13 protein-coding genes are annotated in these 16,767 nt (G+C 36.9%); 12 read left to right on the top strand and 1 reads right to left on the bottom strand.

Annotated features, from left to right (window positions below):
• Nucleotides 1-51: 51 nt before the first annotated feature.
• A complete protein-coding gene (locus F6K23_RS06645) occupies nucleotides 52-270 on the bottom strand; it encodes a hypothetical protein (RefSeq protein ID WP_293152349.1) in 219 nt (72 codons plus the stop codon).
• A 979-nt stretch (nucleotides 271-1,249) separates the two neighbouring features.
• Here F6K23_RS06645 and F6K23_RS06640 point away from each other — a divergent pair.
• The 12 genes from F6K23_RS06640 (at nucleotide 1,250) to F6K23_RS06585 (ending at nucleotide 16,452) form a co-directional block, all read left to right on the top strand.
• Nucleotides 1,250-1,489 (top strand): hypothetical protein, encoded by a 240-nt coding sequence (locus F6K23_RS06640; RefSeq protein ID WP_293152346.1) that lies wholly within the window; start codon nucleotides 1,250-1,252, stop codon nucleotides 1,487-1,489.
• A 97-nt stretch (nucleotides 1,490-1,586) separates the two neighbouring features.
• Nucleotides 1,587-2,756 (top strand): 2-deoxy-scyllo-inosose synthase, encoded by a 1,170-nt coding sequence (locus tag F6K23_RS06635; RefSeq protein ID WP_293152343.1) that lies wholly within the window; start codon nucleotides 1,587-1,589, stop codon nucleotides 2,754-2,756.
• Nucleotides 2,757-3,149: 393 nt separating this feature from the next.
• A complete protein-coding gene (locus F6K23_RS06630) occupies nucleotides 3,150-3,272 on the top strand; it encodes a hypothetical protein (protein ID WP_293152340.1) in 123 nt (40 codons plus the stop codon).
• 91 nt (nucleotides 3,273-3,363) lie between these two features.
• Nucleotides 3,364-4,533: a 2-deoxy-scyllo-inosose synthase gene (locus F6K23_RS06625; protein ID WP_293152337.1), complete on the top strand. Its 1,170-nt coding sequence runs from the start codon at nucleotides 3,364-3,366 to the stop codon at nucleotides 4,531-4,533.
• A 517-nt stretch (nucleotides 4,534-5,050) separates the two neighbouring features.
• Complete coding sequence (locus tag F6K23_RS06620; protein ID WP_293152334.1) at nucleotides 5,051-6,247, top strand: MFS transporter; 1,197 nt, start codon at nucleotides 5,051-5,053, stop codon at nucleotides 6,245-6,247.
• Nucleotides 6,248-6,965: 718 nt separating this feature from the next.
• Nucleotides 6,966-7,802, top strand: a complete 837-nt coding sequence (locus F6K23_RS06615; RefSeq protein WP_293152331.1) for a sugar phosphate isomerase/epimerase — start codon at nucleotides 6,966-6,968, stop codon at nucleotides 7,800-7,802.
• 835 nt (nucleotides 7,803-8,637) lie between these two features.
• Complete coding sequence (locus F6K23_RS06610) at nucleotides 8,638-9,405, top strand: SDR family NAD(P)-dependent oxidoreductase (protein ID WP_293152328.1); 768 nt, start codon at nucleotides 8,638-8,640, stop codon at nucleotides 9,403-9,405.
• 194 nt (nucleotides 9,406-9,599) lie between these two features.
• Entirely contained in the window at nucleotides 9,600-9,917 is a 318-nt protein-coding gene (locus F6K23_RS06605) for a hypothetical protein (RefSeq protein WP_293152325.1), read from the top strand.
• Nucleotides 9,918-10,223: 306 nt separating this feature from the next.
• Nucleotides 10,224-11,408: an MFS transporter gene (locus F6K23_RS06600; RefSeq protein ID WP_293152322.1), complete on the top strand. Its 1,185-nt coding sequence runs from the start codon at nucleotides 10,224-10,226 to the stop codon at nucleotides 11,406-11,408.
• Nucleotides 11,409-11,860: 452 nt separating this feature from the next.
• Nucleotides 11,861-12,853, top strand: coding sequence for a zinc-binding alcohol dehydrogenase family protein (locus tag F6K23_RS06595; RefSeq protein ID WP_293152319.1), 993 nt, complete (start codon nucleotides 11,861-11,863; stop codon nucleotides 12,851-12,853).
• Between the two features lie 44 nt (nucleotides 12,854-12,897).
• Nucleotides 12,898-13,968 (top strand): sulfotransferase domain-containing protein, encoded by a 1,071-nt coding sequence (locus F6K23_RS06590; protein ID WP_293152316.1) that lies wholly within the window; start codon nucleotides 12,898-12,900, stop codon nucleotides 13,966-13,968.
• 1,038 nt (nucleotides 13,969-15,006) lie between these two features.
• Nucleotides 15,007-16,452 carry a cytochrome P450 gene (locus F6K23_RS06585; RefSeq protein WP_293152313.1) on the top strand — a complete coding sequence of 482 codons (1,446 nt, stop codon included), beginning with the start codon at nucleotides 15,007-15,009 and terminating at the stop codon, nucleotides 16,450-16,452.
• The last annotated feature ends 315 nt before the right edge of the window (nucleotides 16,453-16,767 follow it).

Here is a 16,767-nt window from a genome sequence, read left to right as displayed (position 1 = left end):
TATCAAAAATTTGTTTCTAGACTGATTAAGTTTTATTCAGCTTGCCAAGGGCTAACTTGAGTTAAGACTTTGCGGTAGTCCTGCATGGTAATGGTGAAGATATATCTTTTTTAATTTCTCCCGCACTCCCCATCCCCCCATCTCCCCATCTCCCCATCTCCCCATCTCCCCATCTCCCCATCTCCCCATCTCCCGCACTCCCCACACACTCTCTACCATTACTATGCACCACCACCGACTTTGCCTTGATTCAGGTTGGTCGGTTACCAAGTAATATCAAATCCGTTGGCTTCGGAGTAATACCATTTATCAAAAACTTTTCTACATTTGGCATTGCATAATTGCGGGATGATTTTGTCACAGAGCACAAACCATAATCCCCCTGTCTCCCTGTCTCCCTGTCTCCGTGGAGCGCCAAAATCATCCCAGTATTTAGTAACGCCCTACATTTTATTGAGTAGGGGACCCACCCATAGCTCCCAGGAGGGGGAGTAGGGGAGTGAGAGAGAAGTAAAGATCAGAATAATCAACATTAATTTAGCTAATTTTAGCTAAAAAGTTATTCGACTTGTGTTAGTTACTTAATAACTGAAGTGTTACTCAAGTATAGCATTAATGCCTGGGAATTGGTATAATATAATTCCGTCGATCGTCATACAACCCATAAAAACATTAGCGGAAGCTCTACGTCAGCAAATGCCCAGAAAGCCCCTACAATATAGGGCGAATTGCCATTCGCTCTTACTTTAATACTGAATAACACCGATGCTACCGGATTTGATATAAAACCCCTCCTGATAGTTTGATTTGCGATCGCAGACTACTCTTAATAAACCCAAAACTTATCAATGTTATTGAGAATTTAAAAAAAATATTGAGAATATATCTCAATTAATGATTAGGCTATAAACTAAGTTGTAAGTAGAAAATTGCAACAAAATAATGATTTATTTAAGTCCAAATAGGTTTGGGAAACCTACCATGAGCAAATCCGACTGAATAACTTTCTTTATTAATAATTTATCTTTATTAAACATCTCCAAAAATCAAAAATCAAATCAATTCTTATTGAGAAATTATTAATTATTTCTCCCTGTTTCCGGTTCCCGGTGCCCTCTTTTCTGGAGAGCTCTATTAATAATTGATTTCTAAGTTTGAGAAAGCTAACGTTGTAGCGCTCACCGTTAAGGGTGGGAAAAAGTCATTTGAGTTGATTCACCAATGTTGCGAACAAAAGGAAATTAAAACAATGCCTAAAACAATATTCAATTTAGCAAGAATACAAGTATCTGATTATCATCCAGTGCAACTACTCTTTGAACTACAGCAGAAGCTAGAAGGCTTTAACAGAGATGATTTTGCCGACTTGATGGGAGTGCAACCCCAAACTGTTCGCCAATGGTGTAGCAAACATGGTAATCCTAATCCTCAAGCTAGACAATTAGCTGGTGAAATTAAGGCCAGACTACAACGCGATCGCGTATTGTAGGAATAGGAAATTGTAGATTGAATCTACTGACATTTTATATTAATTAGTTCACTATAGAAATCAAGGTAATTAATACTCGATTGAGAAAGGAGAACTAATGATTGACTATAACATTACACAAGAATGGACTGCAGGAAAAATGGTTGAACTCAGCACCGAGCTGGAAAAACCCAGTCCATTTTATTTCGGATACGATATTCAGCAACATCTTCTCAACGAATTGTCAAAACATGAATTCGACAAAATCTTCTTCTTCACAGAGCAAAATATGTTTGAACTTTACGGAGAGGAACTGTTCCACGAACTGAATGCGAAATATCATTGTCTTCTGGAGATAGTACCTCCTGGTGAGAAATGTAAATACTTCCCAGTCTTAGAAGAAGTATGTGAAACATTAATTGCTGAAGGAGTATCTAAAAAATCTCTATTAATTGCTTTTGGTGGAGGAACAGTAGGAAATATTGTTGGTTTGGTTGCTGGATTAATTTACCGTGGAATTCGGTTTATCGAAATATCCACAACCATGACTGGAATTACTGACAGTACTCTCAGTAATAAACAAGCTGTTAATGGTTCAACTGGTAAAAATCACTTTGGTCTTTATCATAGTCCTCTGTTTATTTGGGGAGATACAAAATACTTAAAAACAGAGCCTCCTTTTTCTAAGCGATGTGGAATTATTGAAGGGATTAAAAATGGTTTTATTGCTGAACCTACCTTTTTGGATTATTTGGAAAAAACTCTTAATCCTGAGCTAAATTTTTCCCAGCAGGACTTGACAGACCTAGCTTATAAAATTATTCTCTCCAAACTAGAAATACTCAAACAAGACCCCAGTGAAAAACATTTGGGAATTATTCTAGAGTATGGGCATACCTTTGGTCATGGTCTAGAATGGTTGCTAAAAGGAAAACTTTCTCATGGAGAAGCAGTTTCTTATGGTATGAAAATAGCAGCGGAACTAGGGAAAGAACTGGGCTTTATGTCACAAAAAGATGTAGATTTACACTACTACTTTATTGAAGAAAAACTCGGATTTAATAATCCTTGGCCTGAGAATGTCACCACTAATTTATTAATGGAGGCGATGATTGCAGATAATAAGAAAACTGGGGAAGAGCTTCGGTTTGTTATGTTAGAAAAAATCGGTCAATGTTATAATCCAGAAGGAGATTATTTGATGACAGTTGACACTAAATTGGTAGAAAAAGTTCTGGATAATTATATTCAAAAAGCAACTGGAAAAGTTGCGGTTACTACTGCATAATTGCAGCAATTTAACTCTATTTCTCCTCCGTTAAAATAGCTCTCAGCTCTCAGCACTCAGAAAAGCTGAAAGGGAGTAAAAAATAGGATTATTTATTAAGTGTAATGATGGGAAACAAGAAAATTTTAGGTAAAGGAAAGGGAAAGGAAGAAAAATCACGATTTTATGGGCATTTAATCGTCGAAATACTCCCTTTTCCCCTGTTTCCCTACAACCTCTTCCCTATCTGACAAAGGTTTCCAGTGGGATCGGGAATCAATCCCGGAAGGAGGAGTAGAGTTAATTGGTAGTCTAGCATAAAACTTTATTAGTCTGCCAACAATTTCACGGAATTCAAAAGTCAAAGAACTACAGGAGAAGTTAGAAGGTTTTAACAGAGATGATTTTGCCGAGTTGATGGGAGTGCAACCCCAAACTATTCGCCAATGGTGCAGCAAAGGTGGTAATCCCAATCCTCAAGCTAGACAATTAGCTGGTGAAATTAAGGCCAGACCACAACGGGATTTGATATTGTAGAAAATTGTAGATTCAATCTACTGACATTTTATATTAATTACTTCACTATATAAATTAAAGCAATTAACACTCTATCCACAAAGGAAAAATAATGGTTGACTATAACATTACACAAGAATGGACTCCAGGAAAAATGGTTGAACTCAGCACCGAGCTGGAAAAACCCAGTCCATTTTATTTCGGATATGATATTAAAGAACATTTTCTCAAAGAATTGTCAAAACACGAGATAGACAAAATCTTTTTCTTTTGTGAGCAAAATATGTTTGGACTTTACGGAGAGGAACTGTTCCACGAACTGAATTCGGAATACAAATGTCTTCTAGAAATGGTTCCCCCTGGTGAGAAATCTAAATATTTCTCAGTTTTAGAACAAGTATGTGAAACATTAGTCACTGAAGGTGTATCTAAAAAATCTCTATTAATTGCCTTTGGTGGAGGAACAGTAGGAAATATTGTCGGTTTGGTTGCTGGATTAATTTATCGTGGAATTCACTTTGTCGAAGTATCTACAACCATGACTGGAATTACTGATAGTACCCTCAGTAACAAACAAGCGGTTAATGGTTTAAGTGGTAAAAATCACTTTGGTCTTTATCATAGTCCTCTGTTTATTTGGGCAGATACAAAGTACCTCAAAACAGAGCCTCCTTTCTCCAAGCGATGTGGCATTATTGAAGGGATTAAAAATGGTTTTATTGCTGAACCTACCTTTTTGGATTATTTAGAAAGAACTCTTAATCCTGAGCTTAATTTTTCTCAGCAGGAGTTAACTGACCTAGCTTATAAAATTATTCTTTCCAAACTAGAAATACTTAAAAAAGACCCCACGGAAAAACATTATGGAATTATTCTAGAGTATGGTCATACCTTTGGTCATGGTTTGGAATGGCTGCTAAAAGGAAAACTTTCTCATGGAGAAGCAGTTTCTTATGGTATGAAAATAGTAGCGGAACTAGGGCAAGAACTGGGCTTTATGTCACAAGAAGATGTAGATTTGCACCACCACTTTATTGATGAAAAACTCGGATTTAATAATCCTTGGCCTGAGCATGTAACTACTGATTTATTAATGAAGGCGATGATTGCAGATAATAAGAAAACAGGGGACGAGCTTCGGTTTGTTATGTTAGAAAAAATTGGTAAATGTTATAATCCAGAAGGAGATTATTTGATGACGGTTGACAATAAAACGGTAGAAAAAGTTCTGGATAATTATATTAAAAAAGCAACTGGAAAAGTTGCACTTGCTACTGCATAATTATGGAATTAAAAATTAAAAAGTCAAAAGTCAAAAGTAAGATTTTACGGAATTCAAAACTTTGACACTACTAGACATCTCCGATAATTAATCTCAAGCGCTTTAAATACTTCAGCAAAAATTTAGTTTTCGGAGATGTCTACTGGATTGACACATCTAAAATGGTGTGTTACGACTGCCAAGATTCAATTCTAAAATGGTGCGTTACGACAGACTGTTAAATCTCTGTCAAACCTTAGATGTTAGCAGTAAATACGCACCCTACTAGACCGACACAGCTAAAATGGTGCATTAGGGTAAGGACGTTGCATGCAACGTCCCTACGGGAGATGGAGAGATGGGGAGAAAGATTGTTGTTGGGTTACCCTGACGGGAAGCAAGCTACGTTATACCTCTTATCCGTATATCCATGGCATAATCCGTGTGAGCAACTCAATCCAACCTACACTTATTGCACCATTTTAGATGTGTCAGTCTACTACATTAATGCACTGATCGCTGTAAAAAAGGTCGAGCAATGGAAAACACTAAATTTCTCAGTCATAGTACAAAAATTTACTTAGACAGAAACCTGCAAATCATCATTGGTATAACATTGATGGCAGTTTTGGGTTCAAGTAGTATCGGACCTGTATTGCCAACAATGGCATCAGAATTGCAAATTCCTGCGGAAAAAGTGGGATTGGTAATTACAGCATTTGTTGTACCCATTGCGATCGGAACTCCTATATCTGGAGTTTTAGCAGATCGCTTCGGAAGAAAACAAATTTTGATTCCCTCTTTATTACTCTTTGCTATTGCTGGTGTTGCTTGTAGTTTTGCTCCAAATTTTCGGACATTACTAGAATTGCGATTTCTGCAAGGTGTGGGAGCAGCTAGTTTAGAAGCTTTAGCACTAACACTAATCAGCGATTTGTATACAGGCAAGAGTCTGACATCTGCAATGGCATTCAACGCTAGTATGATTGGCATGAGTTTGGCCGTGTATCCTTTAATTAGTGGGGGTTTAGCGACATGGGGATGGCGCTATCCTTTTTTATTGCCATTGCTAGCAGTTCCCATTGTACTTGCTGTGATTTTTTTCCTAGAATTACCCTCGTTTCAAAAGCCACCAAAATTCCGTTTGAAAGTATATTTGAGAAATATTTTGCATAGTGTTAATAATAGTCAGGTATTAGGATTGTTATTTGCAGTAGTTGCTTTATTTATATTGCTGTTTGGTCCTTATTTTACCTATATTCCGATGTTAGCTGGAGATGTTTTTGAAGCCTCTCATGTAGCAATTGGAATTATTTTAGCAACTATGGCTTTATCTTTAGCATTTGTTTCTTCTCAGGTGGCATTATTTCCCCAATCTCTATCAGAATTTACCCTAATTAAAGTTTCATTTGTACTTTATACTTTGGCAGTAATAGTTACTCCATTCCTACAAAATATGTGGTTATTAATAATTCCTAGTATTTTGTTTGGAGCTGCTCATGGAATGTGTTTTCCTGCTACTCAGGCATTATTAGGAAAATTCGCTCCTCAAGATTATCGGGCTGGTTTTATGGCTGTTAATGCTACGGTTTTATCTATCGGACAAGCATTAGGTCCGCTGTTAGCTGGAATTGCTTTTGGAGTTTGGGGAATGGCTGGAGTTTTTTACGCTGCTGCTGGTTTTTCTGTTTTGAGTTTGGGGTTAATTAGTAGACTTTTTGTAACTGTTGATTAGCCTAATATTTAAGAAGGAAGAAGGAAGAAGGAAAAGGGAAGAAGGAAGAGGGAAGAAGGAAGAGGGAAGAAGGAAGGCTTTAATTATCGCCGAAAAAAGTAAAAATTGAATGGGGATACTTTATATATAAAATCCGGTTATATAATATATGTTGATAATTCTATAATTACTTCAATCTCCCCTACTCCCCTACTCCCCACCCCCAAATATATGATAAATATTCAACCGGACATGATATTCTAAGCTGCTCCGCGCATAAACTTAAACCAATTGTAGACATCGTATATACGGTGGAATTTTAAACCCTTTATGGAGTAATAATTCAGCCATCAGTTATTAATTTTGGGGAAGTTAATTAATTGATAATGGATAATAAATAATGGATAATTACCTATGGTTAAAACCGTTACCGAATTGAATATAAGGAAATCTGATTTATTTTTTATCCTTAAAAGGGTAGGCTTTAAACCGAATGGATTAATTATCAATTATCAATTATTCATTGGTAAAAATAATTGATAAATTGAGAAAGAATAAAAGTTACTGTCAAAGTCCCCTTCCTAAATTTTAGAAGTAATTATTCATTACTAATTGCTGTTTGCGTAGCATTCCAAAGGAATAGCTGACTGCTAATAGCTGTTTACGCAGAATTCCGCAGAAAATACTTACTTTATGGGAAAAGATAAATTGAGTTTTTTGTAATATATTTACCAAGAAAATGAATCTAACTATACAGAGAAAAATCGGTGTTACTACCTGGATATTTGGTCAGAATAAATTAGAAAAAACTGCCAAAATTATTTCAGAGATGGGTTTCGATGGAGTTGAATTATATGTAGATATTAATCAAACTCTACCTCAAAATGTGAAAAATATTTTGGCAGATAATGGGTTAGAAATCTTCTCCATGACTCCTAGTAACGTAGATTTGGGAAGTAGCGATCGCCAAACAAGAATAGCAGCTCTAGATTACTATAAAAAGTTAATTGATTATGGAGCAGAATTAGGTAATCCTATAATTACTTGCCATGAATATATTCAGAGTCAGATGGGAACTACTTATGCAGGTTCGAGAGATAATTTAATTGCATCTTGCCAAGAATTAGCAGTTTATGCAGAAAAAGCCAAAATAAAATTAGGCTTTGAACCTCTGAATCGTTATTTATGTCGTTTTATTATGAATAGCAATGATGTTTTATCTTTACTGGCAGAAATTAACTCGCCAAATATGACTGTTATTCTAGATACTTATCATGGCAATTTAGAAGAAGCAAATTTAGTTGAAGCTATTCAAAGATGTGGGGATAAACTGAGCGTATATCAAATCGCTGATTCTAACAGAAAAGGCATTGGTTTTGGCCATACTAATTTTGCCGAACATTTCGAGGCACTTGATGAGATAAAATTCTCCGGTCCGATAATTATTGAATGTGCTCAACCTCGACAAACACCAGGTTCAAAAGAAGAGATAGATTTGGATGAACTTAAATTGCATTTATCAGTAAGTAAAAAATGGATTGTGAATCAAACAAAAGTATTAGTTACTAATAGTTGATTTATAGTTTTAGAAAAACAATTATCTAGGTTAGGTTGAGATGTTCACACGGATTATGCCACGGATATACGGATTAAGAGGTGTAACGTAAATTGATAATCGATAATTGATAATTACCTCTGGTTAAAACCGTTACGGAATTGAATATAAGGAAATATTATTTCTTCTCTTGGTCGATTGGATATGGCGAGGAGACCTCGCCATCCCATCCTAGGTCATGCTGCGCAAACGACCGCTTTTTTCCCTTTAAAAGGGTCGGCTTTAAACCTGAATTATTTAATTATTAATTATTCGGTAACGCACCATTTTTACTTAGGGCTTGCTGATTAAATATCAAAGCATTGACTGATATTGGTTTTAGCATTTTTTGGTCTAAAAAAGTGCCAGCTTTTCGGCGAAAAGAGCTGCACAAAGCTAGTATTTTGGGATGATTATGGCAGAAAAATCACTCTTACAATTTTTCCGACTACCTCCTCTATAATTCCCCGTTCCTCCTGTCTCCTACTAAAAGACTAGTGAAGCGCAAACCCTACTTCTTTTTTTTGGGTTTCCTATGTCAAACCCACCTACGCTTATACCATTTCTCAAAAACTTTTCTACATTTTGTTGAGCAGGGGAGTGAGGGAGTGGGTAGGGACGTTGCATGCAACGTCCCTACAGGGAGAAGCAAACACAAGAATAATTAACATGAACTTAGCTAAAATTAGTAAAAAAGTGATTTTACTTATGCTAATTAGTTAAGAACTGAAGTACTGTCCAAGTATAGTAATAATGCATGGGAATTGGTATTATTGCTTCCTTTAAACACTACGAATTAAAATTAGGAGAAAACAAAATGAATCCCATCTATCAAGACTTAAAAGAAAAACATATTTTAATTACTGGTGGCAGTAATGGAATTGGCGAAGCTTTAACTAAAACATTTGCCGAACAAGCAGCAGAAGTTACCATTTTAGATAAAGATTATGAAAGAGGTTTAAAAGTAGCTGAAGAATGCCAACAATATCATTGTAAAGTCAACGTCTATGAAATAGATTTAACTGATAGTGAAGCTTTAACAGAAACTTTAGCTAAAGTTAAAAAAGACAAACCAGTAGTAAATGTTTTAATTAACAATGCAGGTTATGACCCCAGATATAACTTGCTAGAAATGTCAGCACAACAATGGAACGATTTATTTCAATTAAATGTTGTACATTATTTCATCACCTGTCGGGAATTATTACCAGAAATGATTAATGCTGGTGGCGGTAGTATTATTATGACAAGTTCTCACCTAGTTTGGATTGCTAAACCAGATATGGTTGCTTACAATGCCACAAAAGGAGCAATAGTAGGTATGGTTAGGACCTTAGCAGAAGCAGTAGGCAAACACCATATTCGGGTAAATTCCGTAGCACCAGGTTGGATAATGACAGAAAGGCAATTGCGACAGTGGGTGACACCAGAAGCAAAACATAAGACTTTATATGAATTACAATCAATTCCTATAGAATTAACACCCCAAGAATTAGTCGGAACATATTTATTTCTCGCTTCCGATACATCCAGAGCAATAACTCGTCAGACCATAGTTGTAGATGCGGGATATGCACAGACTTAATACCCAAGTTATAAAGTTAAAAGTCAAAAGCGAGTGCGTAATTCTGAGGTTTCCTCAGAATGTAAGACGCACTCAAGACAGTTAAAAGTAAGAATCTGACCAGGTTCAGTTATTCTTCTGTTTTAGCTTTGTTGCATGAAAGTAGCGTTATTACAGCGGTTTTCCTACACGGTAGACCACAGTAGAGACGTTCCATGGAACGTCCCTACAAACTTTTGCTTGTGAAGATGTGGTTCATCAATGAGCAAAAGCGCTGTAACATCCATTCCGCAGCTATATCGCTATCTTTGGCAATTATTGATGTTGTATTTATCTATTGTCCAATAGTTATTTCTGTGCACAGAAAGCGATCGCTATCTTTGGCGATTATTGATGCTGTATTTATCTATTGTCCAATAGTTATTTCTGTGCACAGAAAGCGATCGCTATCTTTGGCGATTATTGATGTTGTATTTATCTATTGTCCAATAGTTATTTCTCTACCTATTAAACCTCAAATTATTTACAAATAAAGGTTTCATCCTTTTTCTGTCAAACATTGATGTTCTATTGATCTATTGTCCAATAGTTACAGCAGTTTCCGCTTTCTCCTGTCTCCTGTCTCCTACTCCTACTAAAAGACTAGTGAAGCGCAAACCCTAATTATTAATTATTCGGTAAATATATCTATAGCGCTACCCATTAAGGTTAGGACATGAATAGAAGCTGTTTGCGCAGCATTCCGTAGGAAAACCCTTTTTGATTCCCCTGCTGACTGTTGCCTTGCGCGTAGCGCTTTAGCGCAACTACAAACAAAGACTATCTCTCAAAAATTAACTATGGGTATTAACAAAACTTTATTAATTATGGCAGTTGTCGGTGGAGCTGCAGTTGCCAACTTATATTACAATCAACCCCTACTAGCAGTAATTGCCGAAAGCTTCCATGCTCCTACTCAGCAAGTTGGGTTAATTCCCATGATGACACAAATTGGTTATGCTTTGGGGTTGCTGCTATTTGTGCCCTTGGGCGATATTATAGAACGACGACGCTTAATTGTGACAATGCTGATAGCAACCGCTATAGCTTTACTAACAGCAGCTATGTCTCCTAATATTACTTGGTTAATTGTTGCGAGTTTACTTATTGGTATGACGGCAATCGTTCCCCAACTTGTTGTACCTTTTGCTGCTTTTTTAGTAGAACCTGGAAAACGTGGAAAAGCTGTGGGAACTGTGATGAGTGGTTTATTCATTGGGATTGTTTTAGCTAGAATAACTAGCGGATTCGTCGGAGCAAATTTCGGTTGGCGAGCAATATATTTCTTTGCTAGTGGGTTCATGCTATTAATAGCAGTAGTATCAAAATTTGTACTGCCAACAGCAAAACCTTCTGTGACTCTCTCATACCCCAAATTGATTCTCTCTTTGGGACAAGTAATTCGAGAACAGTTATTATTGCGACAAGTAGCTTTAATTGGAGCAATGTCTTTTGCTGCTTATAGTATTTTCTGGAGTACAATGGCTTTTTTCCTGAAAGCGCCACCCCTAAACTATAGTAGTCAAGTAGCAGGAATGTTTGGTTTGGTTGGTATTGTTGGAGCTATAACAGCGATAATTGCTGGTCGAATGGCAGATCGAAAAAATCCTAGATTGATTTCTATGTTAGGTGTCGTGATTTCTAGTTCATCATTTTTAGTATTTTCTTTAGCAAGATATGAATTATGGGGTCTAATTTTGGGAGTGATGCTGTTAGATTTGGGAGTGCAGACAACTCACATCTCTAACCAAGCACAAATTTATAGTTTGCCTGCCAAAATACATAGTCGTCTGAATACGGTTTATATGGTTTCCTATTTTGTGGGAGGAGCTATGGGGTCTTACTGTGGTAACTATGCTTGGAGTAATTGGCAGTGGAACGGAGTTTGTAGCGTTGCTTTATTTGTTCTAGTTTCAGCTTTGAGTATTTTATGCTTCACAATTTTCTGGAAAAAACCAAAGCAACAACTTTTGAGTGCTAGATAATTTTGTGTAACCCCTATAGTTTCAGTAGGGTGCGTTAGACGACTACAATTATTCGTTGTCATAGTGATTTAAAAATCCGTCGTAACGCACCATCAGGACTTAAGCACAGACACTAAATAGAGTGAGAGCGTTAGCGGAGCTTTGTATTAGCAAATGCCATTCGCCCCTACATACGGCGTTTTTAAGGTTAATTTGCGTAGTTGTGCTAAAGCGCTCCAAATATCTCTAGCAGTGTTAAAGCGCAACTACAAACTCAGACTTTTTTATAATTATTGCAACCAACCCTACCGAATAATTAAGGTAAAAATCCTCTCACTCGCCGTGGAGAAACAATGAATTAATATTCCTTTTATTCAATCCTCATCCTTTTAGGGAGAGGTAATTATCAATTATCCATTATCCATTATTGAAACCTACACTTTTATACAACAAAATAAATAGGAATTTTAATTATGCGTGCTATACGTGCCATTCGCTTTGATAATTTCGGTTCTCCGACGACTCAACTCAAACTTGAAGAACTTCCCACTCCTGTTTTGCAACCAGGTGAAGTGCTGGTTGAAGTTCATGCAGCATCTATTAATCCCAGTGACGTGAAAAATATTTTGGGAGTTATGGAAAACACAACTCTCCCGCGCACACCCGGTCGAGATTTTGCTGGAGTTGTCGTCGCAGGTGAACCAAATCTAATTGGTACTGAAGTTTGGGGAACAGGAGGCGATATTGGATTTATCCGCGATGGTTCCCACGCTTCTCATTTGGTATTACCTGTCGGAGCAATACAACCCAAACCGAAAAATATATCCATGATACAAGCAGCAACTATCGGAGTCAGATACATTACCGCTTGGTTATCTTTGGTTGAAGCCGCAAATTTACAACCAGGAGAAACTATTTTGGTAGTGGGAGCAACAGGTGGGGTTGGTAAAGCTGCAATTCAAATAGCAAAATGGAAGGGAGCTAAAGTTTTAGGTACAGTGCGACGAGAATCAGATTATTCAATAGTTGCAACATCTGGTGTTGATATCGTTATTAATTTGGCAACAGAAAATCTTAATTCTGCTGTTTTAGCTGCTACTGGAGGTAAAGGTGTGGATGTGGTATTGGACACAGTGGGGGGTTCTATGTTGGAAAATAGTATGTGGGCCCTCGGTCATAGAGGTCGTTTGGTTGCTATTAGTGCCCCACCAAAAGAAGCAAAAGTTTGTTTTGACCTCCGGGATTTTTATCACCGGGAGTTGCGCTTATTTGGGGTAGATAGTCGAGCTTTTGACGTAACTCAATGTGGGGAAATTTTGGCAACACTCACTCCCTTATTTGAAACAAATGCTATTTTACCACCAGAAGCGATCGCTACTTACCCACTTAGGGGAGGAATAATTGCCTACGAACAAGTACAGAATAGAACTAATGTTTCTCAGCTAGTTTTAACTACTAATATTTAACCAGACATGGTATAAGTTGCTAAGTTCACTTATCCCGATATACTATGTCTGTAAATTTATCTCAAACTTCTGAACCACAGATTTCGGCAAATTTATCCCAAACTTCTGACCCAAAAATATCTCAAACTTCTGAACCACAGATTTCGGCAAATTTATCCCAAACTTCTGACCCAAAAATGAACTGTATACCCCGTTCATTTGATGTAGGTGCAACGGAAGATTTTTGCATCTCCACTACTATTACAAAGAATGGAATGGAAAATGTATTTAATCATTTTGTACCTAGAGATAGTGATATTTATGTAGCAACTTATCCAAAGTCTGGTACAACTTGGACCATATCAATAATGGCACATTTAGTAAAAAAAGTTCCTGAAAAAGGTATTTCATTTGGCCTTAGTACTGAAGAATTTTCTCCTTGGTTAGATTTGGCTGCAAGTCAAGAAAACTGGCATTCAATATTTTCAAAGTTTGAAAAGGGTACATCCCCACGATTTTTTAAATCCCATGCTAGTGTAGGTTTAATCAAACAACCAGCAAGAATAATTCAATCTTTAAGACATCCTCTAGATACATTTGTTTCTGCATGGCATCATGTTAGAGGAAAAGAAGTTTTTGAATATAACGGATCTTGGCATCATTTCTTTGCCAAAGTAGCGCTAGAAGGAAAATTTGAGAGCGGTGATTGGTTTGACTATCACGAAGAATTTCTGAGAGCTTCTAAAGAAGGAAAAATTGAGGCATTATTTTTAAGGTATGAAGACATGAAAAAAGATAATGCTATTTCCGCTATACATGAACTTGCTAATTTTATTGGAGTTGAATCCTATGATGCTGAAGAAATATCTAGAGCTACTAATTTTAAAAAGATGAAAGAAAAATCCAATCAGGGACACATTGATAAAGATGGAAATTTATCTGATGTTTTGGTTTCTCAAGAAGTTGGTGATAGAAATCATCCATCTAAGGCACATATACGCAAAGGAATTGTAGGAGATTGGAAAAATTATTTGAGTGATAGTGAGCTGAATTTGTGGCGGAATTATGTACAGATCAAAAAAGAAACCTGTCCCCATGTGATAGATTTCTTTTCTTTAGAGGATTTACTTTCTTAACTAGCTATCAGCTATCAGCTATAGCAATATGATTTGAGTTGTGAGATCTTGGAGACTTTTGTTTTAGGTATGGAGGGAATAGGGAATAGGTATGGAGGGAAACAACGAATATAGTAAGAATAAGAAAACTGCTATATTCTATACTTTAAAGGAAAACCTCAATTCTCACATCTGATTCCTGATTGCTATATCAGCCTAAAAATTTATCAAAATAACATGGGTCTAAAACCCCGCCTTTTAAGGCGCAATATTTTTGGAGAGTTGCTCAAATCCCCTACTTCCCCTCCTGGGAGGGGTTAGGGGTGGGTTAACTTCTGACTTCTGAATTCTGACTTCGTTAATAGGTGTCTGTTTGCGGAGCATTCCGGACCGAAAAGCTTGGGTAAAACATTTGCGACTTCTAGCTTGTCGCTTAATTTTAGGAGGGGTTTAATATAGAATCCGGTTGAATAGTTATTGTATAGTTGGGAGTAGGGGAGTAGGGGAGTGGGGGAGATTAAAGGCTTAAAGTAATTATTGCTCTGCTGATTAAATATCAAAGCATTGACTGATATTGGTAAGTGCGTTTTTTGGTTAAAAAAGTGCGCCTGTTTTCAGCTCAAAAAGCTCAAAAAGCTAGTATTTTGGGATGATTATGGCAGAAAAATCACGATCGACAATTTTTCCGACTACCTCCTCTATAATTCCCATTTCTCCTGTCTCCTGTCTCCTGTCTCCTGTCTCCTGTCTCCTGTCTCCTGTCTCCTACCCTCACCCATAAGACTAGTGAAGCGCAAACCCTAATTATAGAATTATCAACATATACTATATAACCGGATTCTATATAAATCCCCTTTCCACCAGGAAACGCTTTTTAATTTTCTGGAATTTTTGCTCCTAGCAACTAGGTGGGGAGATGGGGAAATGAATCCAAGTGCGGGCATCTTGCCCGCGATGGGTATACCTCAGACTTATATAAACAAATGTACTGCTATATTAAATATTTGATGGGCTAAAGCTCAAGTAAAAAAAAATGTATTGCTGTAGTAGACAAAAACAATGAATTTACAAACGACTGATTTAATGTTAATTGCTGATGGAGAAACAGCAGCTGTGGAGGCCAAAACTCCACCAGGAAAACCAAAATTTTATGACACATTTAATTATATAGCTAACCCCGATCGCTTCTGTCGTGAAAACTTTGAAAAATATGGTCCTATATTTAAAACAAGTGTTTTTGGTGGAACGACTGTATTTGTAGGAAGTGCCTCAGCAATTAAAATGGCCTTCAACGGAGACCAGAAATATACAGAAATTGCACTACCAGCAACTACAATGGAGATGTTTGGCGAGTATAGTCTATTTCAACGTCCTGACTTACATCGTCAACGAAAAACAGCACTAGCTCCTGGTCTGACTGGTGCAACATTGGAAGGATATGCAACTCACATTAATAATATTATTGCTCGAGGTATCAAAACATGGGCGAATAGAAAAATTCAGCTATATCCAGAAGTGGAGAAAATTAGTTTTGATATACTCACACCCCTATTGTTAGGAATTAGCTTAAATGATTCCGATCCAAAAACTTTTGAGGGGTTGCCAATTTCCTCTAAAGCAGAATTGAAAGCTTTATACAAAACGTACTTTGATGGTTTTTATGGACTGCTCAAATGGAAATCTCCTCTCACAACATTCGGTCGTGGAATTAAAGCACGGGTAAAATTGATTGAGTTTATGGATGCTGTCATTAAACGGCGACTAGCGGAAGATGAAAATATTAACCCGACTCAAGATTTTCTATCAATGATGTTAGCTAGTCAGCAGGAAGAACCAGATGGAGTATTTAGCGATACTTTGATTAAAAATCAATGTCTTTTGCAACTTTGGGCATCTCATTATGAAATTTCAGGGTTTATCTGTTCCTTAATATATCAACTTGGCAAGCATCCACAGATATTACAACGGTTACGACAGGAGCAGGTGCAAATATTAGGAGAAAATAACAACTTTAGTCAGTTTTCACCAGCAGATTTGAAACAGATGATTTTTCTGGAAGCTACAATTAAAGAAACTCTCCGCACTTTACCGCCAAGTCCTACTGCTAGTCGTCGGTTAACTCAATCTGTTGTAGTGGATGATATTCTCTACCGGAAAGGTTGGACTTTGGTTGCAGAACCTAGAATTGCTCATATTATGCCAGAATATTTTCAGCAACCAGAGAAATTTGAACCAGAGCGTTTCTTGCCAGAACGTGGTGAGGGTAAGATGTATGAATTTATTCCTTTTGGCGGTGGTGTTCACGCTTGTTTGGGAGCGCAGATGGCAATGTTAGTTAGCAAAGTGTTTGCGTCTCATTTACTACAAATATTTGATTGGCAACTGATGGGAGAACCAAAGTTTGTTCAGTTTCCCATTAAGAGAATTAAAGATGATTATCAAATAGACATCTCCAGAAAAGAGGCAACAGGCAACAGGCAACAGGCAACAGGGGGAAAGAATTGATAATTTCTGTGTGATAATTGATTCTATTTTTGATTTTTGGAGATGTCTAGTAGGCAGTAGGGGGAAAGAATTGATAATTTCTGTGTGATAATTGATTTGATTTTTTATGCTCGCGCCTATGTCTAATAGAGATTAAATCTATAGCAGGGAATAGGGAACAGTATTTATCTGTCTTACGGTTCATCATCAATCTATGTCTTAACCAACTCGTTCCTTGCTATAGAAATCAAAATTAAATACACTGTATTTCATATTAGTAACGTACACCAGTCGCGGGCAAGATGTCCGCACTACAAACATTTTACCGAAAAATTA

It is taken from the genome of Okeania sp. SIO2C9, assembly GCF_010672455.1.
Classification (GTDB): Bacteria; Cyanobacteriota; Cyanobacteriia; order Cyanobacteriales; family Microcoleaceae; genus Okeania.
This window is presented reverse-complemented; position numbering and strand designations above follow the sequence as displayed.